This window comes from Amycolatopsis cynarae (genome assembly GCF_026802195.1).
GTDB classification, from domain to species: Bacteria; Actinomycetota; Actinomycetes; order Mycobacteriales; family Pseudonocardiaceae; genus Amycolatopsis_E; species Amycolatopsis_E rhizosphaerae.
Map to the genome: position 1 here is coordinate 6793657 of NZ_CP113836.1, position 26490 is coordinate 6820146.

The following is a 26490-nucleotide window of genomic DNA, read 5'->3' on the forward strand; positions in this document are numbered from 1 at the left end:
GGCCATTTCGGCTGCGGCGATTTCGCACGCCCGCCAGCCGTCGGCTGTCGAGGGTCGGACAGCTGGAGCACAACAGTCCAGGGGAGGTCGGGTGTCGCGTCGCGTCGTGGGCGTCACGCTGGACAACCTGGAGCAGTTGCCGAAGCACTGTCGCCGCTGCGTGTACTGGGAGCTCGCGCCGCATCTGAAGGCACAGGCCGAGGAGTTCGGGCAGACCGAGGTCGAGAAGGAAGCCTGGGTCTCCAGCGTGCTGTTGGAGTGGGGTTCCTGCGGCCGACTGATCTACAGCGACGCCTTGCCCGTCGGGTTCGTGCTCTACGCTCCCCCGAACGCCGTGCCCAGGGCCAGCGCGTTCCCCACCTCCCCGCCGAGCGCCGACGCGGTGCTGCTCACCGGGTTCCACGTACTCCCAGAGTTCCGGGGCGGCGGGCTGGGCCGCACGCTGGTGCAGGCGGTCGCCAAGGATCTCACGCGCCGCGGGGTACGCGCGATCGAAGCCTTCGGCGACGCGAGCCCCAGCGAGGTCGAAAACGACGCGATGGGGCACACCTGCGTGGTCCCGGCCGATTTCCTGACCGCGGTCGGCTTCAAGACGGTCCGCCCGCACCCGAAGTGGCCCCGGCTGCGCCTGGAACTGCGTTCGGCGATCTCGTGGAAGGCCGACGTCGAAGCGGCGTTGGAGCGCCTGCTCGGGCAGGTCACCGTGTCCACCGCGGCGCCCGCTCCGCAGCCGTCCACCGCCGGCGCCTGAGCTCGAAGGCAGCGAAAACTCACACAGTGCACAGACTTGTCCACAGAACTGTGGACAAGTCTGTGCAGTTATCCACAGGGTTAGGCCATTCGTGCAGATGGGTCTGTGATGGACGCCACCTCAAGCGGAGGAGAGCGCTTTACTCGGCCTTCGCCAGTTCGTGCGCGAGCACATCGGCGAAGGTGAAGGTGCCGGTGGGCTGATCGCCCTCTCCGAGCAGGTACAGCCGCTTCACCGCGACGAGGATGCCTTCCGCCACCACGTCCCGGAACGCCGGATCCGACATGCGCGCCCGGTCGTTCGGATTGCTCAGGTAACCGATCTCGATCCGGACCGCCGGGCAGCGGGTGAGCCGCAGGATCTCCCAGGTCTTCGCGTGCGTGCGGCAGTCCAGCATGCCCGTCCGGGCGGCCAGTTCCCGCTGGATGAAGCCGGCGAGCAGCTCACCCACGGTGGAGGTGGTGCCGTAGCCGTTGCCGAAGTGGAAGGTCGCCACGCCCTGGGCATGCGGCGACGAGTTGAAGTCGGTGTGCAGCGACAGGAACAGATCCGCCCCGGCCTCGTTGGCGAACATGGCACGCTCGGCCTCGGAGGGACCGAAATCGGGGCCCCGGGAGACGAGCGCTTCCATCCCGGTGGCCTTCATCCGGCCTTCGAGCCGGCGCGCGAGATCCCAGACCAGGTCGGCCTCCCGCAACCCGCCGAACACCACGCCGGTGTCCGCACCGCCGTGCCCCGGGTCGATGACGATCCGCTTGCCGCGCAACCGCGGCCCGGCCTGCCGGACCTGCTCCTGCTCCCGCAGGAACACCGGACGGCCACCACGGGCACGTGGGGACAACTGCCGCAGCGCCCGCACCGTGGCCGGACCGCAGATACCGTCCACCACCAGGCCGTAGTCACGCTGGAAGTTGCGCAGTGCCTTCTCGGTGCGGCCACCGAACAGGCCGTCGGGCCGTCCGGCGTCGTACCCCAGCTCGGTGAGCCTGTCCTGCAGGGCGAACACGTCGTCACCGTGCACCGGAGCGGAGATCAGATACGCCAGCGGGCGGCTGCCGAGGTGATAGATCGCACCGCGCAGCACCTGGTAGGTGGCCGGACCGACGACACCGTCGGTGATCAGGCCCCGTCGCTGCTGAAAGCCGCGAACGGCCCGCTCGACCTCGTGATCGAAAACTGCCTGGCCGTCGGTTCGCCCCGGGGCCTCGAGCAGGCCCAACGACACCAGCATCGACCGGATCTCAGCGACGTCTTCACCGGCGTCACCGCGGCGGAGTACCCGCATGCACTCCTCGCTCTTCCTTGGGCACCGGAGAGAAATCCGGTGCGGCGCAAACAGTCCCGGGTGGCAAGCCCGGGTCCTTATTCTGCCTTGTGGACTCTCCGTGACGGCGAAGGGCCGGTCTGCGGCACTCGTCGCCGGAGCGGACAGCAACGAACCCGGGGGCCGTCCTGGGAAGACGCCCGCCCCCGGGTTCGGGTTGCCTCGCTCAGGCGAGAACGTCGGAAAGGTCCGAAAGCAGCGCGGCCTTCGGCTTGGCGCCGACGATCTGCTTGACCGGCTTGCCGCCCTTGAACAGGATCAGCGTCGGGATCGACATGACCTGGTAGTCACGGGCGGTGCCCGGGTTCTCGTCGATGTCGAGCTTGGCGATCGTCAGCTTGTCCTTGTGCTCCGCCGCGATCTCCTCGAGCACCGGCGCGACCATCTTGCACGGTCCGCACCAGGTCGCCCAGAAGTCGACCAGCACCGGCTTCTCACTGGTCAGGACGTCGTCGGCGAAGGACTTGTCGGTCACCTTGACCGTCTCGGACATCATTTCTCCCTTGGTTGGTGTGCCAGGTCTGCTCAGTTCGCGGAGCCGTAGCCGCCGCCGACCAGCTCGGGCGCGGCTTCGGCGGCGGCGCTGCCGTGCTCGGCGAGCCAGCGCTCGGCGTCGATCGCGGCCGCACAGCCCGAACCCGCGGCGGTGATCGCCTGCCGGTAGGTGTGGTCCACCAGGTCACCGGCGGCGAACACGCCGTCGACGTTGGTGTAGGAGGTGCGGCCCTGGGTGACCACATAGCCGGCCTCGTCCAGCTCGACCTGGCCGCGGACCAGTTCGCTGCGGGGATCGTGGCCGATGGCCACGAAGAACCCGGTTACGTCGAGTGTCGACTCTTCGCCGGTCACGGCGTCGCGCAGGCGCACCCCCTGCACCTTGCCGTCGCCGAGCACCTCCGTCACCTGGGAGTTCAGCTGCCAGCGGATCTTCTCGTTGGCCCTGGCCCGCTCCAGCATGATCCTGGACGCGCGGAACTCCGACCGCCGGTGGATGATCGTCACCGAGCGTGCGAACCGGGTGAGGAAGGTGGCCTCCTCCATTGCCGAGTCGCCGCCGCCGATCACCGCGATGTCCTGGTCGCGGAAGAAGAATCCGTCACAGGTCGCACAGGCGGACACGCCACGGCCCAGGAGCTCCTGCTCACCGGGCACGTTCAGGTAGCGTGCCGCGGCACCCATGGCCAGCACCACGGCTTTGGCCGCGTACCGGACGCCGTTCGCGGTGACGTACTTGACGTCCCCGAGCAGCTCGACCTCCTCGACGTCCTCGGCACGCAGCTCGGCACCGAAGCGCTTGGCCTGCTCGCGCATCTCTTCCATCAGGTCCGGACCCTGGATGCCCTCCCGGAAGCCGGGGAAGTTCTCCACCTCGGTGGTCGTCATCAGGGCGCCGCCGAACTGCGTCCCTTCGAACACCAGCGGCTCGAGCTGGGCACGAGCGGCGTACACCGCTGCCGTATATCCAGCCGGTCCGGACCCAACGATGATCAGGTTCCGAACGTCTTCTGCAGCCACCCGTGACCTCCACTCGTGTTGAACTGGCAAACAGCTCAACACGATCGTAGGGTCAGGTGTTCCCCGCGGTGACTTGCGTCGCGCGTGGCGGAAGACTACTTCCCGATCACCTGGTCGAGCAGGGGCCGCGAGCCGCAGTCCGGGGACAGCGCCACCAACCGGAACTCCGCCAGCTTCCCGGTGGTCAGCAGGACCAGCACGGCGGGTTTGCCGTCCACCGTGCCCGGCCGGACCCCGATCGGATCGGCTTGCGCGGTGAACCCGGCGGCCTGCAGACAGGCGCCGAGTTTCTGGGGGGTACCGAACGGGCCGTAGTCCTTCACACCCTGGGATAGCGGGCCGAGTGCGGCCTGCGGGTGGTCGCTGCGCAGGGCCAGCGGGGGGTTCGGGACGGCCTGGCCGGCCGTCGGCTGCGCCACCTGGCTGCTGCCGCTGCCGTCGCTGCCGGAGTTGCCGGGGATCGCGATCGCGACCGCGGCGACCGCGGCGGCGGCTACGGCCACCACACCGCTGATCCAGCCGATCCGCCGGTTCCGCTTACGCCGGGCGGCGTCCAGGCTCACCACGGGGGCGAGTTGGGGGGAAGCCGCTTCCCGGGCCAGCGCGGCGTCGATCCGGGCGGCCACGTCCTCGGGCATCGGCGGCGCCGGGGCGGTGGTGAGCGCGGCCAGGTCCGCGGCGGTGGCCTCGAGCGCGTCGATGACGGCGCGGGCTTCCGGATCGGAGTCGACCTGGGGCCACAGCCGGCTCGCCTGCGCCTCGTCCAGCACGCCCGCATGCAGATCGGCGAGCAGGTCGACAGACCACGGCGGGCCGGCGGCCTCGATCCCCCGACTCTCGTCCGTCATCGCCCCTCCCCTTGCCCCATACGCACCATGGTGCCGGGCGCCCGCACCGGGATGGCCGGCATGAGCCGGATCGTGTGAAGACCGGTCATGCTTCCCTCCTCGGTGACCGTTTGCTTTCGGAAGTTGGGACGTTCGCAATCGCATCGGGGTTCCGTAGGTGCCCGAGAACCTTCGCGAGTTTCGCCCGGCCCCGTGCACATCGGCTTTTGACCGTGCCCTCGGCGATCCCGAGCAGCTTCGCGGTCTCGCTCACGGAGTACCCCTCGACGTCCACCAGGACGATCGGTGCGCGCTGGTCCTCCGGGAGCTGGTCGAGGGCGGCGGTGACGACCAGGTTCGTTTCCCGATCGGAGATCGAGTCACGGGGCGTCGCGGGCTCGTTGAAACCGGTTTCCGGGAGCGGCACGGTGGGCCTGGCCTGTCTGCGGCGTATGCGGTCGAGGCAGGCGTTGACCACGATCCGGTGCAACCAGGTGGTCACCTGGGATTCGGCTCGGAAGTTGGCGGCGCCCCGGAAGGCCGAGATGAAGGCGTCCTGCAGCGCGTCGGCCGCTTCTTCGGGGTCGCGCAAGGTGCGTAGCGCGACGGCCCACATCCGGTCCCGGTGCCGCCGAACCAGTTCGCTGAACGCTTGCGGATCGCCTGCGGCATGTGCCGCCATGAGATCGGCGTCAGTCGGTACGGCTGCGGTCACCCGAAGGAGACTACTGGGCGGGCAGGAAGGTCAACTCGCCGATCTGCGACTGGTACTTACCAGCGGAGCCACTCAGCTGACTGATCCACACGATGAAGTACTGGCCTTGCTGCGGCTGCGGGAGCGTGACGTCGGTCGAAGCGCTGCTCAGCGTGGCCGTACCGACCACTCGGGTGGCGGGGAGATCCGGGTCGGCCGAGTCGGCGACCCGGACCTCGACCACCGTGCCCTGGCTGGCCCCGGCGATCATCACCCTCGCCAGCTTGATCGGCTGGGCGAAGGTGGCGAGCAGGCCGACGCCGTGCTTGATGGTCGGGAACTGCTGCCGGTACTGGTCGGTGCGCCAGATCGTGCTCGGGTCACCGTCGACGGCGTACTTCGCGCGGCTGGTGTTGTCCCCATCGCCGTCGGGGTTGTACACCGTGACGCTCTTCGCCGGGACGGCCGCCCCGAGCTGCACCTGTCCGGTGGGCCCCGAGGGCTGGGCGGGCGGCGGGGGGCTTGCGGCGGCCTGTGTGGTGGTCGGCTGGGCCACGTTGATGGCCGGGCCGCTGGCGGCGTTGTTGTCCTGGAAGAAGCTGATCGCCAGCATGCCGAGCCAGGCCAGGATGGCCACCGCGGCGACCACCAGCACGGTCACGCCCAGGGCGAGCTTGCGCCGCCTGGCCTTGTCCTTGACCGGCTTCTTGGTGGTCCAGACCGTGCCGTCGTCCTCGGGCTTGATCCCGGCGGCGGCCTGCGCCTTGATCAGCTGGGTGTGTTCCTCGGCCTCCGCGGCCATCTCCAGGGCACGCAGGATCGCGGCGCTGGTGCGGATCCCGCCGTGACCCCCGTCCTCGATGGTGCGGACGGCGAGTGAGGACAGCTCCGCCGGAACGGCCGGCTGCAGCGAACGCGGCGGCACGAGCCGCCCGTTCGGGGCGTGCGGTGCGGCGGGGATCGCCGCCGGGCCGCCCGGCAGTGCCCACCGGCCGGTGAGCAGCAGGTACAGCACCGCGCCGATGGCCTTCACGTCGTCGCGCAGGGTTGCGTCGGGCAGCGGTCCGGGGAAGGCGAGGCGAAGGGTGCCGTCGGTGGTGAGGCGGAGCCGCTGCGGGTGGTCCAGGCCGAGGACCAGGCCCGAATGATGGGCGCGCTCCACCGCTTCGGCGAGCTTTTGCACCATGCGGGCGGCGGTGAGCGGCGCGACCGGGTGTTCGGCGACCAGGTCGATCAGATCGGTGCCCTTGGTCCATTCCGTGACCACCACCCCCAGCAGGCCCTCGCTGGAGGTCACGCCGCTGCCGAGGCTGAGCACGTCGAGCACCCGGGCGACACCGTCATGCGTGAACTTGGCGGCGTGGGCGGCGCGTTCGAGGGTGCGCCGCGCCATCCGGGCGGATTCGGCGTCCGCCGGGTCGCCGACGAGCAGCGTCAGGGCGACGTCGCGCCGCAGCTGGCCGTCACGGGCCCGCCACAGGTGCGCCCCGGCGCGTTCGTCGATACCGAACTGGGCGAGCAGCCGGTACCTGCCGTCGCCGACGACACTGCCCGGCGCCAGGGATCCACCCCGTGCGCGCACACCTACCCGGGCAGCGCTCGACTGCTCGCTCCGTTTCTCGTCCACCCCACGCTCGCTTTCACGCACCTCTGCTTGAGGGTACGGGAATCCTTCCGGTCCATCAGCGTTATCCGTGTGGCAATCGTTACCGGAACTTGACCGGGAGCTGATCAACCACGTTTGAGCAGGCGGGAGAAGCGCTTGGTGGCCGGTGCGAGCTCCTCGACCTTGAGCGCGGCGAGTACCCCGAACGAGACCACCAGCCCCACCAGGCCCTGCAGGATCAGCTTGAGCCAGGCGGTCACGCGGACCCCGAAGTCCGGCACGATCGCGCCGACCAGCACGGCCGCGATCACCCCGAGCACGCTCGCCACCACGGTGAACAGGATGACGCCGAGTACCCGGCGGCTGCGGAGGTTGCCGAGGCTCACCCACAGCCAGACCTGACCCATGATCGCGCCGACCACGAAGGTCAGCGAGTTGACCATCATGGCACCGAGCACGATGTTCTTCGGGTCCAGCAGCACCGGGCAGAGGTACAGCAGCGGGATCTTGACCAGCGTCATCACGATCATGATCAAGGTCGGCGTTCGCGCGTCCTTCATCGCGTAGAACACCCGCAGCTGCAGCATCACCAGCGCGTACGGCAGCAGGCCGAAGGCCGAGATGGCCAGCGCCTCGCCCAGCCGCTGGGCCTCGGCGACCGAACCCTGGCCGCTGCCGAACAGGGCGATACCGATCGAGGAGCCGATCACGCTCATCACCGCGCCGATCGGCACCAGCATCACGGTGGAGATGCGCGAGCCGTACGACAGGTCGGCGACGACCTTGCGGGTGTCGCCGTCGGCCGCGTTGCGGCTCAGCCGGGGCATGATCGCGGTCAGTAGTGAGACGCCGATCACACCATAGGGCAACTGGAACAGCAACCAGGCGTTGGAGTAGATCGACACCCCACCGGGGTCACCCATGGTGAGGACCCGCGTGTTGACCGTCAGACCGATCTGGCTCACCCCGACGTAGCCGAGGATCCACAGGGCGAGACCGCCGAACTCCTTCATCCGCTTGTCGATGCCCCACCGCCAGCGGAACCGGAAACCGGTGCGCAGCACCGGCGGGACCAGCATCAGCGCCTGGACCACGATGCCGAGGGTCACGCCGACGCCGAGGACGAGCAGCTTGGGATCGCTCATGCGCACCGGGTTCGTGGTGATCTCTCCCGGCATCAGCATGAACAGGCCGAGCGTCACGATGACCACGACGTTGTTCATCACCGGCGCCCATGCGGTGGGTCCGAAGATGTTCTTGGCGTTGAGCATCGCCGACAGCAGTGCGAACACGCCGTAGAAGAAGATCTCGGGCAGCAGCAGCTTGGCGAACGCGGTGGTCAGATCAGGACTGGCCTTGCCGCCCTTCTCCATGTACAGCGAGGTCAGCTGGGGTGCGGCGATGACCGCTATGACCGTGCCGACGGCGAGGATGACCAGGCCGACGGTCAGCATGCGCTGGGTGTAGGCCTCGCCGCCGTCCGGATCGTCCTGGGAACGCACCAGCAGGGGTACCACGACACTGCTCAGCACGCCGCCGAGCAGCAGTTCGAACACCTGGTTCGGCAGCGTGTTGCCGATGTTGAACGAGTCGTTGGTGATCCCGATGCCCACCGCCCAGACCAGCATGATCTTCCAGACGAACCCGGTGATCCGGCTGACCAGGGACGCCACCGCCATCTTGCTGCTGGCCTTGGCCAGCGAAGGGGCGGCCTCCTTCTCGATCTTCGGGATGTAGCCGGTGGCGTCGAGCCCCGGGCCCTCCCCGAACGAGCCGGCCGTGGGGCTCGGCGCGATCCGGGGCAGCATCCGCGTGGCGAGCGTGTCGTACGGGCGGAGCACGTCCGGGTCGGCGACCGGCCATTTGGAACTGGCGGGCACACCGCCGATCCGGGGGATGAAGACGGTGGCGTCCGGATCGTTCGGCGCCAGCGGCGGCGCACCGAACGGCATGGAGTCCGCCGCCTCGCGCTCCTGCCGCCACGGCCGGACCGGCTGGCGGCGGGGTGCTGGGGACGGCGGCCCCGGAGGCGGCACGGGCGCGGGCATCGTGGGCTTGCGCGGCAGTGGCTGGCCCTGCGGGACGGGACCGGCAGGCGGCGGCGCCACTGGGGGACCCGGGGGAACCTGCTGCGCCGCGGGCGGCATCGGTGGGAGCCGGCGGCGCCTGCCGTTCTGTACCGGGGGAGGCGGCGGCGGTACCCGGCGACGAGGCGGTTCGGGAGGCGGAATTCGGTCAGGCGGCGGGCGTCGCGCGACACGGTCGGCGGGACGCTCGGGCGGCCACCCCGGCTCTCTGTCCAACGCGTGCCCCATCTCCGGCGGTCTCTACAGTCATACCAGGGTAATGGGCCAGACGGCCACGTCCGGCCCCCCGGGGGTGGGTCAGGCGGACCGGCGGGCCCTGAGCCTGCGGTAGATCTGCCGGGCGGAGAGCAGGACCAGCGCGGCACCACCGGCGATGGTGAGGATGAGGGTGACCACGCCGTACTCGTTCGAGCGAAGTTCGAACCGGGCCGGGTTGCCCAGCGGCGTGCCGCCCGGGGTGCTGAGGTTGACGATCACGCTGAACTTGCCCGCACGCAGGGCCTGCGCCGGGATCGAGAGCAACGTGGTTTTGCCCAGCCCGGCCGGGATCTGGTAGAGCGGCAGTTCGCTGGACCGCAGACCGGTGTTGTTGTTCAGCACGATGCGGACCGCGACCTGCACCGGGAGCATGTTGTTCACGAACACCGGCAGCGGGGCCGAACCGGAGGCCATCGAGATCGGCACCTCCGGCGTGCCCACCGCCACTCGTCCGAGCAGCGCGTCGAGCTGGGTGCGGGAGTCCGCGGCGGAGGTCTCGGCCGCCCCGGAGGTGCCTTCCCAGGCGGTGGAGGTGTTGCGGACCAGCGCGTAGCGCAGCGGCAGAAGCACCTGCTCGGGGTCGACCTGGGCGGTCGGGTCGATCGTCATGGCGCTCCGCAGGTCGGCCATGGTGCCCTCGATCGTGGCCATCTCGTTGGTCACCGTGCCCGGGATGGCGGTGGCGACGTCACGCGCGGTGTAAGCCATCGAGGCCGTTTCGGACGGCGCCGCCGCGAGCACCTGCGGCAGGGGCACGGCGGTCAGCATCCTGTGGCCGAGCAACTCGCCGAACGAGTGCAGCAACTGGGTGAACTCGGTGCCCGGCAGGTCCCAGCGCCGCGGCGGGGTCACCACCACCGGGCCGCCCTGGTCCCTGGTCAGCCCGCGGTACGCCAGCATCGCCAGTCCGTTCTGCACGCCGACGGCGGACTGCTCGGAACCCGTACCCAGCGCCATGCTCACCAGCGAATCGGCCGGTGTCGCCTGCAGGCCCGTGCCACGCAGCGTGACCGCCCCGGACGTGCCGGGGGACAGTTCCGACTCGTCGACGATCAGCTTCTTGACCCCGCCGGAGCCGAGCGTGTCGAGCGCGGAGTTGTTCAAGGGGCCGTTCGCCCAAAGCACCCCGGGCAGCGGCGACACGCCGGTCACCTGCTGCACCCGGTAAGCCGTGTCGATCGCGTACCGCATCAGGTCGCCGTTTCGCACGCCCGACAGCGAGGACAGGTCGGCGTCGGCATAGGGCATCTGCACCACGCACTGTCCGGCGACCAGCCTGCGCAGCGAGTCGAGCCACGACTTGGCGGCATCGACACCGGAACCGGCCACCGTGCCGGTCGCCGTGCGCACGTCGTAACCGCGCGTCATCGCGTCCACGGTGTCCAGCAGATCCGGGTCGACCGCGTAACACAGCGCCTTGCCGACCTGCGGGTCGTCGCGCACGGACAGGGCCGAGGACACGAGCGCGTCGAGACGGCCCCCGTGGCGCAGCTCGCCGGCCAGCGCGTCGTCGCTGAGGACCGCCTTCCCGCCGTATGGCGCCGCGACGACCCTGGGGCGGGTATCGGCGATCGGCCACAGCATGGTGACCTGCGAGGGCTGGGCAGGCGGAGACGCCGGGTTCTTGCCGGGGGCCCCGAGTACCGGCAGGAGGAGGTTGAGCGCGATCAGGCGCGCCTGGCGGCCGTAGTCGGGCGTGCCGTTGACGTTGACCAGCAGCGGGTACACCCCGGGGCTGTTCACGCGCAGGTTGTTCGCGGAACCGTCGAGACGCACGGTGACGGTGAGCTGCGCGCTCTGCCCCGGTTCCAGGGTCGCCGGGGAGAGGTCGACGAACTTGCTGATCGAGGCGCCCGAGGACAGGGGTGTGGTGAGGCTGTTGCGCAACTGTCGTTCGCTGCTCGCCTTCTCCCCGAGTTCCAGCCGGACCTGCAGGTCGGAGATGCGGCGGTCGCCGACGTTGGTGACGGTGCCGCTGACGTTGAGCGTGGTCGAGGTCGAGTTGATCTCGCGGGGGTTGAGCTGCGTGAGGGTCAGCTTCAGCCGGCTGGGCGGTTCGGGGACCGGGACCGACTCCGCGGCGGCGGTCATGGGTGCGAGCAGGACGGTCAGGAACGCGGCCAGGATGACGGCGGCGAATCGCTGGGCGGCTGGGGTGCCCGCCTGGTTCACTCCCCCACTCCTTCGGTAGCAGGCTCTTCGTCTTGGAACAGTGCGCGTGCCTTGCGGACCAGGGCACGTTCGTCGGTGTAGGCGAGCCTGTTCTCCAGATCGGCGATCGGTACCCAGGCGACCTCGGTCACCTCGACGTCCTCGTCGGAGAGTTCGCCACCGACCGCCTCCAGGAGGAAATGATGCACCGTCTTGTGCACGCGCCGACGCTCGGCCACGAACCAGTAGTCGATGCTGCCCAGCGGGGTGAGCACACGCGCGGAAATGCCGGTCTCCTCCTTCACCTCGCGAACCGCGGTCTGCTCGACGGTCTCACCGTCCTCGATATGGCCCTTGGGCAGGGACCACAGCAGCTTGCCGTGCCGGTCGAGCCTGCCGATCAGTACCGCCCGGCGCCGATCGGAGTCCACCACGAGACCACCGGCGGAGGTCTCGTCGACCGTGGTCATCTTCCGGCCGCGGCGGCGTCGCGACCGGCGTCGCGGCTTGCCCCCGCCGGAGCGACCGGCCGATCCAGACATGCTGCGATGCTAGTGGCTGCCGGTCTCGAACGGTGACAAAAGCGTAGTGAGACCCTCACTTTCGGTCGATCGGTAGGCTCAGTTCTCGTGTCTTGCCCTGATGAGTGGACCCTGCGGGTGGTTGTGTCCCAGTGAACGAACTCGCCGCGAAGCGGAATGCGGTGACCGAGCTGATGCGGATCTCTCCGCTGGCCGACGATCTGGCGCGCCTGTTCGCCCAGGCCGGTCACCGGCTCTACCTGGTCGGCGGCAGTGTGCGTGACGCGCTGCTCGGCCGGTTGTCCAGCGACCTCGACTTCACCACCGACGCGCTTCCCGAACAGGTGCTCGGAATCGTGTCGCGCTGGGCGGACGCGGTCTGGGAGACCGGGATCGAGTTCGGCACCGTAGGGATCACCAAGCGCGGCGCGACGCTGGAGATCACCACGTTCCGCGCCGACACCTACGACCGGGTGAGCCGCAATCCCGAGGTGCGTTTCGGTGACTCGATCGAGGGTGACCTGCTGCGCCGCGACTTCACCGTCAACGCGATGGCGATCGAACTGTCGACAAAGCAGTTCGTCGACCCGCACAACGGGTTGGCCGCGCTGGCGGACCGCGTGCTCGACACGCCCGCCACCCCGCAGGAGTCCTTCGCCGACGACCCGCTGCGCATGCTGCGTGCCGCCCGGTTCGTCTCGCAGCTGGGGTTCAGCCCGGCGCCCAGGGTGGTCGAGGCGATGCGGGAGATGGCGGGCGAGATCGACCGGATCACCGCCGAGCGCGTGCAGACCGAGCTGTCCAAGCTGCTCACGGGGGCGCACCCCCGGCGTGGCCTGGAACTGATGGTGGACACCGGGCTGGCCGAGCGGGTGCTGCCCGAGATGCCGGGTATGCGACTGGCCATCGACGAGCACCACCAGCACAAGGACGTCTACCAGCATTCGCTGACCGTGCTCGAGCAGGCGATCGCACTGGAGAAGCGCGACGATCCGGATGCCGAGCCGGATCTGGTGCTGCGCCTGGCCGCCCTGCTGCACGACATCGGCAAGCCGGCCACGAGGCGGTTCGAGCCGGGTGGCGGGGTGAGCTTCCACCACCACGAAGTGGTGGGGGCCAAGATAGTCCGCAAGCGTTTGCGTGCCCTGCGCTACTCGAAGCAGATCGTGGACGACGTGAGCCAGCTCGTATTCCTCCACCTGCGGTTCCACGGCTACGGCAAGGGCGAGTGGACCGACTCGGCGGTGCGGCGGTACGTGACCGACGCCGGCCCGTTGCTGTCCCGGTTGCACAAGCTCGTCCGGGCCGACTGCACCACCCGCAACAAGCGCAAGGCCGCGGCGCTCCAGCGCACCTACGACGAACTGGAGGAGCGGATCACCCGGATCGCCGCCGAGGAGGACCTGGCCAGGGTCAGGCCCGATCTCGACGGCAACGAGATCATGAAGCTGCTGAACCTGCCGCCGGGGCCGCTGGTCGGGCAGGCGTGGCGGTACCTCAAGGAACTCCGCCTCGACCGCGGACCGCTGTCCCACGAAGAGGCCGTCGCGGAACTGCGCCGGTGGGCCGAGGAGAACGGCATCGGGTAACCGCTACATCCCGCTCACCACTGTGCACCGCGTTGCAGCGACAGGCGGGACCTGCGGACGGAGGTGCGGGACGGCTTCGCTCGTCACGACGTCGAGATCGCGAACCTCCGGATCGGGCTGGACGATCTTCGCACCGAAATGGGTGACCTTCGTACCGAGATGCGGAAGGGCTTCGCCGAGCTGACCGACCTGATCAAGGCTGGTCGCTGACCCGTTCGAGTGCTCCCGCCTCCAGGTGCTGGGCGATCGCGAGCGGCAGCAGGTAGCCGACCGCGCCGCCCGGCATCGGTCCCCACGGCAGGGTCACCCCGGTGAGCGCCACCAGCCCGCGCGTCAACCGGTAGGTCTGCCGCAGCGGCTCGCGTTCGGGGGTGAGTGAGGCCTCCGGGAACCTGGTGCCCGGATCGTGCACCAGGTTCCCGGTCTCGTTGCCGAAGCGCAGCACCGTGGTCCCGGCGGGCAGGGTGATCATCCGCTTGGACCGGAAGAAGGTGAGCGGCGGTTCGCCCCGGAGCGGGACGACGGGCCATTCCATCGGCTGCGGCTCCGGGGTCCTCGCGGGATAGAGCAGGAGCGAGCCGAGCAGGAACCGCGCCGCCTCCTCGACGTGCGCGAACGCGGCGGGTTCACCGCCTGCCGGGCCGGTGACCTCCCAACTCGCCTCCGTCCGGTGGAGTGACCAGGCGCCCTCGGCGTGCTCGCCGATCCGGTAGGCGGACTCGGCGATGCCGTACTCGTTCAGCCGCCGTTGCAGCACGGTCAGCACCTCGGAGGCACGCAGGCCCAGTGGGGGTTCGGCACCGCGGTCGATCAAGGTCACCGAATCCGCCGCGCGCGTCTCCGGAGTCGGCGGATAGGGCATTCCGAGCAGTTCGGCCTCGGCCGCCGCCCGGATCTCCGGCGGCACATACGGCACCCGGAAGGAAATGCCCCGAATCCGCTCCAGGAGTTCGGGTTCCGGTCCGATCCCGTACTTCCGCAGGTAGTGCGGGATCGCGGCGGGCCAGATCCAGACGCCGTCGGTGTGGAAGGCGTCGGGGACGTCCGCGGGGCCCGCCGGGTTGACCGCGTCCGGGAGCCGCTCGGGCCGGGTGAGCACCACCGACGCCCGGTAGAGGTAGTCCAGCACGCCGCGGACCTCCTCCGGGGGCAGCGGTTGCCGGTTCTCCGGCAGCACCGCCTTCCGGAACGTGACCTCCACCGGCAGCCCGGCCTTCGCCGCGAGCCACTCGGGCACCTGTTGCCGGGCCCGGGGGAAGTACGCGAGCTCCGCTTCGTAGGCACGCGCGGTCAGCCTGCCGGTGCCGGGCGGCTGCCGCCAGGTCGGTTCGTTCGTCGAGTCGTAGTCGAACAGGAACGACGAGGGGGCTTCGAGGGTGAGGGTGCCCTTGAACCAGGTCCCGGTGTCCGGCCGGTACATCGCCGAGCGCAGCCGGGCGAACAACTGGCCGAGCTGGGGCGGAGCGGGCAGCGAGACCGACAGCTCACCGCTGATCGAGCGGATCTCGATCTCCGCGTAGTCACCGACCTGGCGGAACTGGGCGGCGACCCGCTCCCAGCCTTCGGGCAGGATGGACCGGACGGTGCGGGCGATGGCGCGGACCAGCTCGTCCGGATCGCCGATGCCCGGCTCCGGCCGGGTGGCGCCCGGGAAGTCGTGCCGTTCCTGCCACAGGGCGCTGAGCTCGCCCGGGGTCGCGGTCGTCGCGAGCTCGACCAGGCCGAGCTGGCGTGCGCGCGCCTCGTCCTGGCCGTTCCAGCGCAGGGGCAGCCTGTTCGGGTCCGAGTCGGGTGCGATGCGGAAGAGTTCGTCGTCGAACAGGCAGTGCGTCTGCAGGCTGAACGTCGAGTCGGCCTGCTCATCCGGCACCACCTTGGCCGCGCGGCCGTTCCACTCCGTGTCGAAGTCCTCCGGCGCTTCCTCACCGGGCAGCACGACCAGCAGGACGGTGCCGTCCGCCGTCGATCGCTGTGCTGGGTAGACCCGGCCCCGCCAAACGCCGTACAGCCCGTCCGGCCGGTCGGCGAGCTCGACTCGATACCGCACTGATCCCCCCGTGTAAGTCAAAGACCCGGTAAATCTAGCCGACCAAGAGCTCCAAACTGCCGTCGGCGAGGTGCTCCTTGATCGCCTTGGGCAGGACGTAACTCACCGCCCCGCCGGGCAGTCCGGCCCACGGCACCGCAATGCCGAGGATGACCGAAAGCGGGCGGCACAGCCGGAAGTTGCGTTCGTTCCGTTCCCGTTCGAGCGGCAGGGAGGTGGTGGGGAACCGGGTCTCGTCGTGATGCACCAGGTTTCCGCCGTCGCCGCCGAAGCGCACCACCACGGTGCCGGCCCCGAGCCGCACGATCCGCTTGTTCCGCAGCAGTGTCAGCGGCGGTTCGCCCTCCGTCGGCTGGATGGGCCAGTCGGCCAGTTCGGCCGCGGTTTCCAAGGGGGTGCGGTGACCGGCGGTGATCCGGCTCGGATGCAGCAGGAGGGTGCCCAGCAGGTACTGCGCGGCGTCTTCGGCCCGCTCGAAGTAGCGGGGCTCGACGGGATCGCCGTTCTCGTGCCAGGCCACCTCCCAGCCCTGTTCGGTCGCGTTGAGGCACCACGCGCAGTCCCCGCGCGCCGCGATCCGGTAGGCCTCCGGCCAGACGCCCTGCTCGCCGAGCCGCTGGGCCAGCACGACCAGGACGGCGGGGTCCTCCAGCTTCGGATCGGGCTGGGTCTCCAGCGCGGCGGCGACATCGGCGCTGGTCGGTCCGATGTCCCTCGCCTCGGCCGGGGGGCGGGGACGGCCGAGCAGGTCCGCGGCGGCGGTGCGGCGCACCAGCTTGTCCACATAGGGCGGGTGGAACCCGCGCTGCCGCATGTGCTCGACGAAGGCGGGTTCCGGTGGCGTGCCGTACTTGCGCAGGTAGTGGGACACCGAGGCATGCCAGATCCAGGTGCCGTCGGTGTGATAGCTCTCGGGCACGTCGGCCTCGGCGCCGCCGCTGAAGATGTCCGGGCCGAACCCGCTGCCGACCAGCACGGCGGGCTGGCGTTCGAGGTAGCGGAGTACCTGTGGGATTTCGTCTTCGGACAAGGGCGGCCGGTCCACGACCGGTGGTGCGCCCGCTTGCTGGGTGTCGACCACTCGTGCGTGCCGGAAGGTCACGGAGAGCGGTTGTCCGGCCGTTCGTTCCATCACGCTCACTCTAAGCGAGAACGTGATCTCAGATCCCCGGATTTCGCCGAATGGCAAGGAAGTAGCCGAGCCCGCCGAGAAGGTAGATCGCCGTGGCGGCCAGCAGCAGCGGGATCGAGTGGCCGTCCAGCGGGGTGATCGCGGCCGCGGCGGCGACCGCCGCCACCTGGGTGATGTTGAACAGCGTGTCGTAGAGCGCGAACACGCGTCCGCGGGCTTCGTCCCCGATGTCGCTTTGCACGGCGGAATCCACGCACAGTTTGAGCACCTGGCCGGCGGCGGTGATGAAGAACGACGCCAGCAGCACGGTCGGCAGCAGCATCGGCAGGCCCAGTCCGGCCTGCGCGAGCGCGGCCAGCAGCAGTGAGCCGAACACCACCGGGTGCCTGCCGAACCGCTGCACCAGTCTCGGCGTGAGGAACCCGGCGAGGAGGATCCCGGCACCTCCCATCGCGGCCATCTGCCCCAGGCCGGGCAGCCCGGATTTGAGCGGGCCCGCGTCGTGGAAGGAGAACCGCATCAGGAGCACGGTCAGCAGCAGCGAGATGCCGTAGGACGCCCGGTGGGCGAACAGGGCGACGAACCCGGCGGTCACGGTGGGGGCGGCGAGTGCGGCTCTGCCCCCGTCCGCCAGCCCGTGCGCCACCGCCAGCAGCGCATCGGAGGGCTCGTCGACCAGGTCCGGGCCGAGTTTGCCGCGCGCGAAGCGGGCGGCGATCAGCGCGGCGAGGGCCGACCCGAGGATCGCGACGGAGGTCGTCCAGGCCGACCCGGCGTTCCCCGGGCCGAGCACCGCCCGCAGGCCGATGGCACAGCCCCCGCCGACCACCGCGACCATCGCACCGAGGGTGGCCGCGAACGCGTTGCCCGCCACGATCATTTCCGGGCGGACCACGTGGGGAAGTGACGCCGACATACCGGAACCGACGAACCGGGAGATGCCTTCGACCAGCAGGGCGAGCACGAACAGGACCGGGCCGGCGAGGCCGAAACCCACCGCCGCCGCCGTGGCGATCACCGCTACGCCTCGCAGCAGGTTGGCGAGCACGAGCACGCGGCGGCGGTCCCAGCGGTCCAGCAGGGCCCCGGCGAACGGGCCGATCACCGAGTACGGGAGCAGCAGCACGGCGAAACCGCCGGCGATGGTCAGCGGGTCGGCCCCGCGTTCGGGATTGAACAGCACCGCCCCGGCCAGCCCAGCACGGAACACCCCGTCGGACCACTGGGCGGCGAAGCGGGTGAACAGCAGCCGGCGGAAGCCCGGCATGCCGAAGAAGGCACGAGCGCCCGGTTTGACCTGCTGGATCTGCGCGCTCGCCGTCACACCACGAAAGCTTACGGCGCCCTCGGGGGCGGTGTTGGCGACGAAACGGACGAATAAGAGGCCGGCGCACTTGGTCGCCTCTCGGCGGCGTCGCGCAGTGTGGCTCCAGCCGAACGGTATTCCACAAAGGCTCTTCTCAAGTGGGCCCGGGGGACACGGAGTGCGCCGGCCACCCCGTACAACGGGTCGTACCCATCCGTTGTTCCCGCGGGGCTCGAACAGAGGCGGCGGCAGGTGCGATCATGGCCTTGTGCCAGCGGACGCCGAGGTTGAACCGGGCTCGCTCCTGGTCGCCGCCCCCACGATGTTCGATCCCAATTTCCGCCGGACGGTGGTCTTCGTCATCGACCACCGCCAGGAGGGCACCCTCGGTGTGGTCCTCAACCGGCCGAGCGAGGTGCCGGTGGACGACGTGCTGCCCAGTTGGGGCAGGCATGTGGTCGAACCGCAGTCGGTGTTCGTCGGTGGTCCGGTGGAGAAGAAGACCGCGTTGTGCCTGGCCGCGCTGCGTGCCGGGGAGACCGCGGCGAGGGTGCCGGGGCTGATCGGTGTGCGTGGCCCGGTGGCACTGGTCGACCTCGATGCCGATCCGGACCTGCTGGTGCCGAAGGTGCGGGGGCTACGCGTGTTCGCCGGGTACGCGGGCTGGGATTCCGGCCAGCTCGCGGGTGAGATCGAGCGGGGTGACTGGCTGATCGTGCCCGCACTGCCGAGCGACGTGCTGGCCACGCCGGACCGCGATCTGTGGGGACAGGTGCTGCGCAGGCAAGGCGTCCCGACCGCGCTGCTGGCCACCCATCCGGGGGATCTTCAGCGAAACTGAGGTTTCAGGCGCGCTGCAGGGCCGAGCAACCACCGCAGGCGCAGCCCGCGCAGGCCGAGGGTGCCGAGGGCGCCGGCGCGGGCACGGCGAGCGCGGCGCGGTGGCCCAGCAGACCGCCGGCGAGCACCAGCGCGAACATGCCCACCAGACCGACCAGGGTGGCGATCACGAGACCCGCGGTGGTGGGCATGACCAGCCCGGCGATTCCGGCCAGCAAGCCGGCGACGCCACCCACCACGGTGGGCAGGCCCGCCACCTTGTTGCCGATGCGGAACGCTTCGTCGGACCGCATCGTGGCCGCGGTCCGCACGCCCGCGCCGCGGTCACGCGGCAGCTTCTCGCGCCAGCCGAGGAGACCGCCCCAGCCGACGACGACACCGAGCAGCATGGGGATCAGCGCGAGGAAGAACACGGGGCAAGAATAAGCGGGTTTCCTCCCGTCGCGCTGCCTGCCCTGCTCAGGTGTGCCGCAGGCCATGGTCCGGCCGCGCGAAAACACGGTCGACCTGCCGCCTACCATGAGTGGTGTGAGCGAGGCAAGCGAGGAAATTCCCGGGCACCGGTACAACGCGGAGCTGGCAGGCCGGATCGAGCTGCGCTGGCAGCAGTTCTGGGCCGAGCACGGCACCTACCACGCGCCGAATCCCGAGGGCTCGCTCGCCGGAGAGGACATCCCCTCCGACAAGCTGTTCGTGCAGGACATGTTCCCGTACCCATCGGGCGCGGGCCTGCACGTCGGCCACCCGCTGGGCTTCATCGGCACCGACGTCTTCGCCCGGTACCACCGGATGATCGGGCGCAACGTCCTGCACACCATGGGCTTCGACGCCTTCGGCCTGCCCGCCGAGCAGTACGCGGTGCAGACCGGGCAGCACCCCCGCAAGACCACCGAGGAGAACATCGAGACCTACCTGCGGCAGATTCGCAGGCTGGGGCTCGGCCACGACGAACGGCGCCGGATCTCCACCATCGATCCGGAGTACTACCGCTGGACGCAGTGGATCTTCCTGCAGATCTACAACTCCTACTACGACGAGGAGCAGGGCAAGGCCCGCCCGATCGCCGAGCTGGAGGCCGCGTTCGCCGAGGGCAAGCGCACGACCCCGGACGGACGCGGCTGGGGTGAGCTGAGCAGCGCCGAGCGGCAGGCGGTCCTGGCCGAGCACCGCCTGGCCTACCTTTCGGAGGCACCGGTCAACTGGTGCCCCGGCCTCGGCACGGTGCTGTCCAACGAGGAGGTCACTCCGGACGGCCGCAGCGAGCGCGGGAACTTCCCGGTGTTCCGGCGGAACCTGCGCCAGTGGATGATGCGCATCACCGCCTACGCCGACCGGCTGGTGGACGACCTGGACCGGCTGGACTGGCCGGAGAAGGTCAAGTCCATGCAGCGCAACTGGATCGGCCGGTCGCAGGGTGCGCGGGTGTCCTTCGCCGCCGGGGCCGAGTCGATCGAGGTGTTCACCACCCGCCCCGACACGCTGTTCGGCGCCACCTACGTGGTGCTGGCACCCGAGCATCCGCTGGTGGACAAGCTGACCGCCGAGGCGTGGCCGGAGGGGGTCGACGAGGTCTGGACCGCTGGCGCGGCGACCCCGGCCGGGGCGATCGACGCCTACCGGCTGGCCGCCTCGCGCAAGTCCGAGCTGGACCGGCAGGAGAGCAAGGACAAGACCGGCGTGTTCACCGGCGCGTTCGCGGTGAACCCGGTCAACGGCAAGCAGATCCCGGTCTTCGTCGCCGACTACGTGCTGATGGGCTACGGCACGGGCGCGATCATGGCGGTGCCCGGCCAGGACCAGCGTGACTGGGACTTCGCGAAGAAGTTCCACCTGGAGATCATCCGGACCGTCCAGCCGAGCGAAGGTTTCGACGGTGAGGCGTACACGGGCGACGGCCCGGCGACCAACTCGGGCTTCCTGGACGGGATGAACGTCGACGAGGCCAAGAAGACGATCATCGCGTGGCTGTCCGAGCACGGCCACGGCGAGGGCACCGTCCAGTACAAGCTGCGGGACTGGCTGTTCTCGCGGCAGCGTTACTGGGGCGAGCCGTTCCCGGTCGTCTACGACGAGAACGGCGTCGCGCACGCCCTGCCGGAGAGCATGCTGCCGATCGAACTGCCCGAGGTCGACGACTACTCCCCCAAGACCTTCGAGCCGGACGACGCCAACGCCGAGCCCTCGCCGCCGCTGTCGCGCGCGACGGACTGGGTCGAGGTCACGCTCGACCTGGGTGACGGGCCGAAGACCTACCGGCGCGACACCAACACCATGCCGAACTGGGCCGGTTCGTGCTGGTACCAGCTGCGGTATGTGGATCCGGACAACAGCGACCGATTCGTCGACCCGGTCAACGAGCGGTACTGGCTGGGCCCGCGGCCCGCCGAGCACGGCGCGAACGATCCGGGCGGCGTCGACCTGTACGTCGGCGGCGTCGAGCACGCCGTGCTGCACCTGCTGTACTCGCGGTTCTGGCAGAAGGTGCTCTACGATCTGGGGCACGTCTCCTCGGAGGAGCCCTACCGGCGCCTGTTCAACCAGGGCTACATCCAGGCCTACGCCTACACCGATGCCCGCGGTTTCTACGTTCCTGCCGAAGAGGTCGAGGAGAAGGACGGCAAGTTCTTCTTCCAGGGCCAGGAGGTCAAGCAGGAATACGGCAAGATGGGCAAGAGCCTGAAGAACGTGGTCACCCCCGACCAGATGGCGTCGGACTACGGGGCGGACACCTTCCGGTTCTACGAGATGGCCATGGGGCCGCTGGACGTGTCCCGTCCGTGGTCGACCAAGGACGTGGTCGGTGCCCATCGCTTCCTGCAGCGGTTGTGGCGGCTGGTGGTCGACGAGCGGACCGGCGGGCCGCGGGTGTCCGATGTGGACGCGACGACGGCGGATCGCAAGCAGTTGCACAAGACCATCGCCGGGGTCCGCGAGGACTACGCGGAGATGCGGTTCAACACCGCGGGCGCGAAGCTGATCGAGCTGAACAACCACGTGACCAAGGTGTACGGCTCGGCCGAGGCCACTCCACGCGAACTGGTGGAGCCGCTGGTGCTGATGCTGGCGCCGCTGTGCCCCCACATCGCCGAAGAACTGTGGCACCGGCTGGGCCACACCGGCTCGCTGGTGCACGGGCCGTTCCCGGTGGCGGACGAGAAGTACCTGGTGGAGGACTCGGTCGAGTACCCGATCCAGGTCAACGGGAAGGTTCGTTCGCGCATCACGGTCGCCGCCGACGCCGCCACCGACGCGGTCAAGGCCGCGGCGCTGGCCGACGAGAAGGTGGCCGCGCTGGTCGGCGACAAGACGCCGCGCAAGGTGATCGTCGTGCCGGGCCGCCTGGTCAACGTCGTGCTCTAGGACCTGTATCGAAGTGGTTTGGGTGGCGGAACCTGACGTGGTCCCTCGCTGTGGGATCGCCTCCTCATGAATGCCAATTCACGAAGCGCTGGCGGTGCTGTTTCCTGCGAGGAACCACGTCAGAACCCGCAGCGGTGCAAGCTGCCAGCCCACAGCAAGCGGCTCTGCCGCTTTGGTACACACCTAGCTAGGTGCTCTCCAAACCGATCTCCCTGGCGAGATCGGCGAGGAGGGCGTCGAAGACGGCGTCCGGTTTGGTCATCGGGATCGGGTAGTTGCCGAACACCTCGAGCGTGATGTGCCCGTACAGGCGGGCCCAGAACTGGATCATCACGTAGGTGGTGCCCAGGTCGAGGTTGTCGGGCGGGAATTCGAGGCCGGTTTCGCGCAGTACCGACAGCAGGTTGTCCTGGAAGGTGGCCAGGTCGTCGCGCAGTTCGGGCGGGATCCGCTCCACCGGCGGGAGCGTGAGCTTGTGGTTGGCCAGGATCTGGCCCGCGGCCATCAGGAAGATCCGCCCGAACGGCTCGTCGGCCCGGTTGAGCGTGGCGACGCTGTGCGGGGAGTGGGGTCCGACCTCGCCGGTGGGTGAGGCGAACACGAGGGTGAACTCCTTCGTGTGCGTCAGCGCCCAGCGGCGGAAGCCGCGGCAGATGGCGAACAGCTGTTCGGCCCCGTCGCCGGGCAGCGTGCCGATCTCCTCGCTGAGCTGGGCCGCCAGATCGGCGATGACGTCGAGCCGGAGGTGCTCGATCAGGTCGTCGCGGGATCCGTAGTACCGGTACAGGGCGGGGGCGGTGATGCCGAGTTCGCGAGCGATCGCCCGCAGGGTGACGGCTTCTGGTCCGCGCTCGACCAGGAGCCTCCGGGCGGTCCGCCGGATGTCCTGGTCGGTCGCCACGCGCACGCGGCCCCGGCGCGCTGGCTTGTCCATTCAGGCATTCTAAAAGGTCACACCGGCCGTTTCGGGAAAGAAGTGACCAAGCTTGGTGGTCGAACGCTGCACACGGGCGCCGGTGAAGGCAGCCTGGGCGGGCGCCGCCGGTACCGATCGCTCGGGGGGCTACGCGATCGGTACCGGCGACCCGATGCCCTTCCCCCGGTGCGCATCCGGGTTCGGACAGTTATAGAAGAGGCCGGCCTCCCTGTGACGGGACGCCCAGAGGACGAAGTTCCCCCATTCGGGTGAACGTCGTCGGACACTCATCCTCATGTCGCTCCAGGTGGGCAATAAGTTACAAACGTCTTTCACGTTGGCCGCTGGGGGAGACTGTGGGCATGACTCATGACGTGCTCGTGGTCGGCTCGGCGAACGCCGACCTGGTGGTACCGGCCGAACGCCGTCCCGGCCCCGGGGAAACCGTGCTCGGCGGTGACACCACGATCTCGCCCGGCGGGAAGGGCGCCAACACGGCCGTCGCCGCCGCCCGGCTCGGTGCGGACGTCGCACTGCTCGGCGCGATCGGGCAGGACCCCTATGGTGCGGTCCTCACCGAGTCCCTGCGGTCCGCCGGGGTGCACACGGACCTGGTCAAGACCGTGGCCCGGCCGACGGGCATCGCCTACATCACCGTCACGCCCGACGGCGAGAACTCCATCCTGGTGTCCCCCGGCGCGAACCACGCCCTCGAACCCGCGGATCTCGACGGGGCGCTGTCCGGAGTCAAGATCATGGTTGCTTCGATGGAGATCCCGCTGCCCACCGTGGAGCGCGCCGTGGCCGCGGCCGCCGAGGCGGGTGTGCGGCCCCTGCTCAATCTGTCGCCCGCGGCGGAGGTCTCGCCCGCTACCCTCGCCGCGCTCGACGTCCTGCTGGTGAACGAGCACGAAGCGGCCTGGCTGCTCGGCACCGGCGTCGAACCGGAGAAGCTGCTCGGCCTCGGACCCCGCTCCGCGGTGGTGACCCTGGGGGCGCGCGGGGCGCTGGTGGTCACCCGGCAGGGCACCACGGAGGTGGCCTCCCCGAAGGTCGAGGCCGTCGACAGCACTGGCGCGGGCGACGCGTTCACCGGGGCTCTCACCGCCTCCCTTGCCGCCGGCGCCTCCCTCGAAGCGGCCGCTCGCCGGGCGGTGCGGGTCGCGGCGATCTCGGTGACCCGGCGGGGTGCCCAGCCGTCCTACCCGTCCGCGGCGGAGGTGCCGGAACAGGCGTAGGAAGGGGGTGTCCGAGGCGCACGCGGAAAGGTATGGTCTAGACCATGTCGGAAACAAGGCTGTCCGGGGTCGCGGTGAGCCCGGGCCGGGCCAGCGGCCCCGTCGTCCGGGTGGCCGAGCCGCTCGGGGAACCGCCGAGCACGCCGAAGCCCGAAGACCCCCAGGCCGACGCCGCTCGTATCGCGCCGGCCACCCGGGCCGTCGCCGCGCGGCTCGAGGCGCTGTCCGAAAAGGCTTCCGGCGAGGCCGCCACCATCCTGCTCACCACCGCGGCCATGGCGGCCGACCCGGCACTGGTCAGCGAGGCCGAACGGCTCGTGCTCCAGGAGGGGAAACCGGCCGCCCGAGCGGTCTGCGAGTCCGCCAACGTCTTCGCGCAAACACTGGCGGCTGCCGGGGGCTACCTGGCCGAACGCGTGCGCGACATCGAGGACGTGCGTGACCGGGTGGTCGCCGAACTGCTCGGGGTCGAGCCGCCCGGGGTGCCGGAGCTGACCTCGCCGAGCGTGCTGGTCGCCCGCGACCTCGCCCCGGCCGACACCGCCGGGCTCGATCGCGAGCGGGTGCTCGCCCTCGTCACCGAGGAAGGCGGGCCGACCAGCCACACCGCCATTCTGGCCCGCGCGCTGGGGATTCCCGCGGTGGTCGCGGTACGCGGTCTGCTCACCACCGACGCGAAGGCGCTGCTCGTCGACGGCGACACCGGTCAGGTCGAGGTCGTCGACCCGGACGCCCCGGTGCTCACCGCCGTCGTCGCGGGCCCCGCCGAGTGGAACGGGGTGGGCACCACCTCGGACGGGCATTGGGTGAAGGTGCTCGGCAACGTGGGCTCACCGGCGGACGCGCGTGCGGCGGCCGACGCCGGTGCCGAAGGCGTCGGCCTGTTCCGCACCGAGTTCTGCTACCTCGACGCGCCCGCCGAGCCTTCCGTGGACGAGCAGCGTGCCGCCTATGCCGCCGTCCTTGCGCCGTTCGCGGGGAAACAGGTCATCGTGCGCACGCTCGACGCGGGCGCGGACAAGCCGTTGGCCTTCCTGTCGCCGGAGGAGGAACCGAACCCGGCGCTCGGCGTGCGCGGGCTCCGGGTCGCCTTCGACCGGCGCGACGTGCTGGACCGCCAGCTCGAAGCCATCGCGGGAGCGGCGGGGGAATCCGGCGCCGAGGTCTCCGTGATGGCCCCGATGGTGGCCACCGCGGAGGAGGCGGCCTGGTTCGCCGAGCGGGTGCGCGCCGCCGGAATCGCCCGCGCCGGAGTGATGATCGAGATTCCGGCCGCGGCGTTGTCGGCCCGTGAGATCCTGGAGGCGGTCGACTTCGTCTCGATCGGCACGAACGACCTGGCCCAGTACACCTTCGCCGCAGACAGGCAGCTCGGTGCCGTGGCGAAACTGAACGATCCCTGGCAGCCCGCACTGCTCCGGCTGATCAAGCTGGTCGGCGACGCGGCCCGTGCGACGGGTAAACCCGTGGGCGTCTGCGGCGAGGCCGCCGCCGACCCGCTCCTCGCCCGTGTCCTCACCGGGCTCGGGGTGACCAGCCTGTCCATGAACGCGGCCGCGATCCGCGCGGTCGGCGCGGGGCTGGCCGCGACCACCCTCGCGCAGTGCGAGGCCGCGGCCGCCGCGGCACTGGCCGCGCCCGATCCCGCCACCGCCAGGGAAGGCGCCCGCGAGAGCTAGAAACGCAAGCCGCGGCGCGGGTAGCGGATGGACAGCGAACCTCCGTGCACCCGCCCGGAAAAGACCAATCGGGGTGAGCCGGCGCGGCCGTCCGCGCCGGTCCTGTCGTGCAGCGAGGTGTACTTCAGGTCGGTGATCGCGTTGAGGTCGATCGAGGCGTGCTCGGGGATGACCACCTCGACCGAACCCCATTTGCAGTCCAGCTCGACGTGTACCACGGAGCCACCGATCTGGGCCTCGGAGAAGTCGAGTTTCGTGGATCCGTACTTGGCGCGGACCACGAGTTCGGGCGGCACGATCCAGGCCCCCCTGCGGACCAGGGACGAGTACTTCGCGGTCAGTTCGAGCCGGGGGCCGGTCCGCCGGATCGCGCCGTCCGGCATGGGCAGCTCGTGGTTGACCAGGCCGGGAATGTCCGCGAGCACGCGGTTCAGCTCGCCCCGGGTCGAGGCGGCGAGCGCGACGTCGGTGCGTTCGGTGAACTCGTCCAGGTCGAGCAGCCCCCGGCCGATGGCCTTCTGCAGTACCCCGATCACGTGTTCTCGCTCTTCGTCCGACACGCGGAGGTCGCGTGGGGCGAGCGGTTTCGTCCCGGTGTCTTCAGCCATGTCGAAAGCGTAGAAGCGGCCGCCGCCGAGGGGATCCGGGA

At 70.1% G+C, this 26490-nt stretch carries 22 protein-coding genes; 7 read left to right on the top strand and 15 right to left on the bottom strand.

Annotation, left to right across the window (positions count from 1 at the left end; genetic code table 11):
- Positions 1-91 precede the first annotated feature (91 nt).
- Positions 92-751 carry a GNAT family N-acetyltransferase gene (locus ORV05_RS32895; RefSeq protein WP_268755773.1) on the top strand — a complete coding sequence of 220 codons (660 nt, stop codon included), beginning with the start codon at positions 92-94 and terminating at the stop codon, positions 749-751.
- Positions 752-890: 139 nt separating this feature from the next.
- Here ORV05_RS32895 and ORV05_RS32900 read toward each other — a convergent pair whose 3' ends face one another.
- The 9 genes from ORV05_RS32900 to ORV05_RS32940 all read right to left on the bottom strand — a co-directional run bounded on the left by ORV05_RS32900 (position 891) and on the right by ORV05_RS32940 (position 11755).
- Positions 891-2036: an N-acetylmuramoyl-L-alanine amidase gene (locus ORV05_RS32900; RefSeq protein WP_268755774.1), complete on the bottom strand. Its 1146-nt coding sequence runs from the start codon at positions 2034-2036 to the stop codon at positions 891-893.
- A 205-nt stretch (positions 2037-2241) separates the two neighbouring features.
- Positions 2242-2568, bottom strand: coding sequence for a thioredoxin (gene trxA / locus ORV05_RS32905; protein ID WP_268755775.1), 327 nt, complete (start codon positions 2566-2568; stop codon positions 2242-2244).
- Positions 2569-2600: 32 nt separating this feature from the next.
- The gene (trxB, locus tag ORV05_RS32910; protein ID WP_268755776.1) at positions 2601-3590 is read right to left on the bottom strand and encodes a thioredoxin-disulfide reductase; all 990 of its coding nucleotides are present in this window, start codon (positions 3588-3590) and stop codon (positions 2601-2603) included.
- A 95-nt stretch (positions 3591-3685) separates the two neighbouring features.
- Entirely contained in the window at positions 3686-4438 is a 753-nt protein-coding gene (locus ORV05_RS32915) for a hypothetical protein (RefSeq protein WP_268755777.1), read from the bottom strand.
- A gap of 85 nt (positions 4439-4523) precedes the next feature.
- Positions 4524-5132 carry an RNA polymerase sigma factor SigM gene (gene sigM / locus ORV05_RS32920; RefSeq protein WP_144592432.1) on the bottom strand — a complete coding sequence of 203 codons (609 nt, stop codon included), beginning with the start codon at positions 5130-5132 and terminating at the stop codon, positions 4524-4526.
- Between the two features lie 10 nt (positions 5133-5142).
- A complete protein-coding gene (locus ORV05_RS32925) occupies positions 5143-6738 on the bottom strand; it encodes a protein kinase family protein (RefSeq protein WP_268755778.1) in 1596 nt (531 codons plus the stop codon).
- 104 nt (positions 6739-6842) lie between these two features.
- Positions 6843-8765 (bottom strand): murein biosynthesis integral membrane protein MurJ, encoded by a 1923-nt coding sequence (murJ, locus tag ORV05_RS32930; protein WP_407652810.1) that lies wholly within the window; start codon positions 8763-8765, stop codon positions 6843-6845.
- Positions 8766-9101: 336 nt separating this feature from the next.
- Positions 9102-11234 carry a DUF6049 family protein gene (locus ORV05_RS32935; RefSeq protein WP_268755779.1) on the bottom strand — a complete coding sequence of 711 codons (2133 nt, stop codon included), beginning with the start codon at positions 11232-11234 and terminating at the stop codon, positions 9102-9104.
- Positions 11231-11755 carry an NUDIX hydrolase gene (locus ORV05_RS32940; RefSeq protein ID WP_268755780.1) on the bottom strand — a complete coding sequence of 175 codons (525 nt, stop codon included), beginning with the start codon at positions 11753-11755 and terminating at the stop codon, positions 11231-11233. Before ORV05_RS32940 ends, ORV05_RS32935 begins: the two co-directional genes overlap by 4 nt.
- Positions 11756-11928: 173 nt before the next feature.
- Here ORV05_RS32940 and ORV05_RS32945 point away from each other — a divergent pair, with 173 nt between their 5' ends.
- The gene (locus ORV05_RS32945; RefSeq protein ID WP_268760005.1) at positions 11929-13323 is read left to right on the top strand and encodes a CCA tRNA nucleotidyltransferase; all 1395 of its coding nucleotides are present in this window, start codon (positions 11929-11931) and stop codon (positions 13321-13323) included.
- A gap of 63 nt (positions 13324-13386) precedes the next feature.
- Positions 13387-13533: a hypothetical protein gene (locus ORV05_RS32950; RefSeq protein ID WP_268755781.1), complete on the top strand. Its 147-nt coding sequence runs from the start codon at positions 13387-13389 to the stop codon at positions 13531-13533.
- Here the strand turns inward: ORV05_RS32950 and ORV05_RS32955 are convergent.
- From ORV05_RS32955 to ORV05_RS32965, 3 genes are read right to left on the bottom strand one after another with little or no spacing between them, the layout of a single operon-like run.
- A complete protein-coding gene (locus tag ORV05_RS32955) occupies positions 13517-15370 on the bottom strand; it encodes a TNT domain-containing protein (RefSeq protein ID WP_268755782.1) in 1854 nt (617 codons plus the stop codon). The two genes, ORV05_RS32950 and ORV05_RS32955, sit on opposite strands and share 17 nt — an antisense overlap.
- A 34-nt stretch (positions 15371-15404) precedes the next feature.
- Positions 15405-16502, bottom strand: a complete 1098-nt coding sequence (locus ORV05_RS32960; RefSeq protein ID WP_268755783.1) for a TNT domain-containing protein — start codon at positions 16500-16502, stop codon at positions 15405-15407.
- Between the two features lie 28 nt (positions 16503-16530).
- Positions 16531-17769 (bottom strand): MFS transporter, encoded by a 1239-nt coding sequence (locus ORV05_RS32965; protein WP_268760006.1) that lies wholly within the window; start codon positions 17767-17769, stop codon positions 16531-16533.
- Positions 17770-18076: 307 nt separating this feature from the next.
- Between ORV05_RS32965 and ORV05_RS32970 the strand changes: the two genes are divergently transcribed.
- Positions 18077-18649, top strand: coding sequence for a YqgE/AlgH family protein (locus tag ORV05_RS32970; protein ID WP_268755784.1), 573 nt, complete (start codon positions 18077-18079; stop codon positions 18647-18649).
- Positions 18650-18653: 4 nt separating this feature from the next.
- Here the strand turns inward: ORV05_RS32970 and ORV05_RS32975 are convergent, their stop codons facing one another.
- Positions 18654-19061 carry an SdpI family protein gene (locus tag ORV05_RS32975; RefSeq protein WP_268755785.1) on the bottom strand — a complete coding sequence of 136 codons (408 nt, stop codon included), beginning with the start codon at positions 19059-19061 and terminating at the stop codon, positions 18654-18656.
- A 106-nt stretch (positions 19062-19167) separates the two neighbouring features.
- On the opposite strand from ORV05_RS32975, the gene leuS reads away from it, so the two are divergent.
- Positions 19168-22008: a leucine--tRNA ligase gene (gene leuS, locus ORV05_RS32980; RefSeq protein WP_407652630.1), complete on the top strand. Its 2841-nt coding sequence runs from the start codon at positions 19168-19170 to the stop codon at positions 22006-22008.
- 187 nt (positions 22009-22195) lie between these two features.
- On the opposite strand, the gene ORV05_RS32985 is transcribed toward leuS, so the two are convergent.
- Positions 22196-22942, bottom strand: a complete 747-nt coding sequence (locus tag ORV05_RS32985; protein ID WP_144586683.1) for a TetR/AcrR family transcriptional regulator — start codon at positions 22940-22942, stop codon at positions 22196-22198.
- A gap of 344 nt (positions 22943-23286) precedes the next feature.
- Between ORV05_RS32985 and ORV05_RS32990 the strand changes: the two genes are divergently transcribed.
- A complete protein-coding gene (locus tag ORV05_RS32990) occupies positions 23287-24162 on the top strand; it encodes a ribokinase (protein ID WP_268755787.1) in 876 nt (291 codons plus the stop codon).
- 44 nt (positions 24163-24206) lie between these two features.
- Positions 24207-25841, top strand: a complete 1635-nt coding sequence (gene ptsP / locus ORV05_RS32995) for a phosphoenolpyruvate--protein phosphotransferase (RefSeq protein ID WP_268755788.1) — start codon at positions 24207-24209, stop codon at positions 25839-25841.
- Here ptsP and ORV05_RS33000 read toward each other — a convergent pair.
- The gene (locus ORV05_RS33000) at positions 25838-26449 is read right to left on the bottom strand and encodes a DUF1707 SHOCT-like domain-containing protein (protein WP_268755789.1); all 612 of its coding nucleotides are present in this window, start codon (positions 26447-26449) and stop codon (positions 25838-25840) included. The genes ptsP and ORV05_RS33000 overlap by 4 nt on opposite strands.
- Positions 26450-26490 lie beyond the last annotated feature (41 nt).

Excerpts from the sequence above, each read along its gene's own strand:
- ORV05_RS32940 (WP_268755780.1), bottom strand. The coding sequence starts at position 11,755 with ATGTCTGGATCGGCCGGTCGCTCCGGCGGGGGCAAGCCGCGACGCCGG.
- trxA (WP_268755775.1), bottom strand. The coding sequence starts at position 2,568 with ATGTCCGAGACGGTCAAGGTGACCGACAAGTCCTTCGCCGACGACGTC.
- ORV05_RS32965 (WP_268760006.1), bottom strand. The coding sequence starts at position 17,769 with ATGCCGGGCTTCCGCCGGCTGCTGTTCACCCGCTTCGCCGCCCAGTGG.
- ORV05_RS32900 (WP_268755774.1), bottom strand. The coding sequence starts at position 2,036 with ATGCGGGTACTCCGCCGCGGTGACGCCGGTGAAGACGTCGCTGAGATC.
- ORV05_RS33000 (WP_268755789.1), bottom strand. The coding sequence starts at position 26,449 with ATGGCTGAAGACACCGGGACGAAACCGCTCGCCCCACGCGACCTCCGC.
- ORV05_RS32915 (WP_268755777.1), bottom strand. The coding sequence starts at position 4,438 with ATGACGGACGAGAGTCGGGGGATCGAGGCCGCCGGCCCGCCGTGGTCT.
- ORV05_RS32960 (WP_268755783.1), bottom strand. The coding sequence starts at position 16,502 with ATGGAACGAACGGCCGGACAACCGCTCTCCGTGACCTTCCGGCACGCA.
- leuS (WP_407652630.1), top strand. The coding sequence starts at position 19,168 with ATGAGTGGTGTGAGCGAGGCAAGCGAGGAAATTCCCGGGCACCGGTAC.
- ORV05_RS32985 (WP_144586683.1), bottom strand. The coding sequence starts at position 22,942 with ATGGACAAGCCAGCGCGCCGGGGCCGCGTGCGCGTGGCGACCGACCAG.
- ptsP (WP_268755788.1), top strand. The coding sequence starts at position 24,207 with ATGTCGGAAACAAGGCTGTCCGGGGTCGCGGTGAGCCCGGGCCGGGCC.
- ORV05_RS32990 (WP_268755787.1), top strand. The coding sequence starts at position 23,287 with ATGACTCATGACGTGCTCGTGGTCGGCTCGGCGAACGCCGACCTGGTG.
- ORV05_RS32945 (WP_268760005.1), top strand. The coding sequence starts at position 11,929 with ATGCGGATCTCTCCGCTGGCCGACGATCTGGCGCGCCTGTTCGCCCAG.
- murJ (WP_407652810.1), bottom strand. The coding sequence starts at position 8,765 with ATGCCCGCGCCCGTGCCGCCTCCGGGGCCGCCGTCCCCAGCACCCCGC.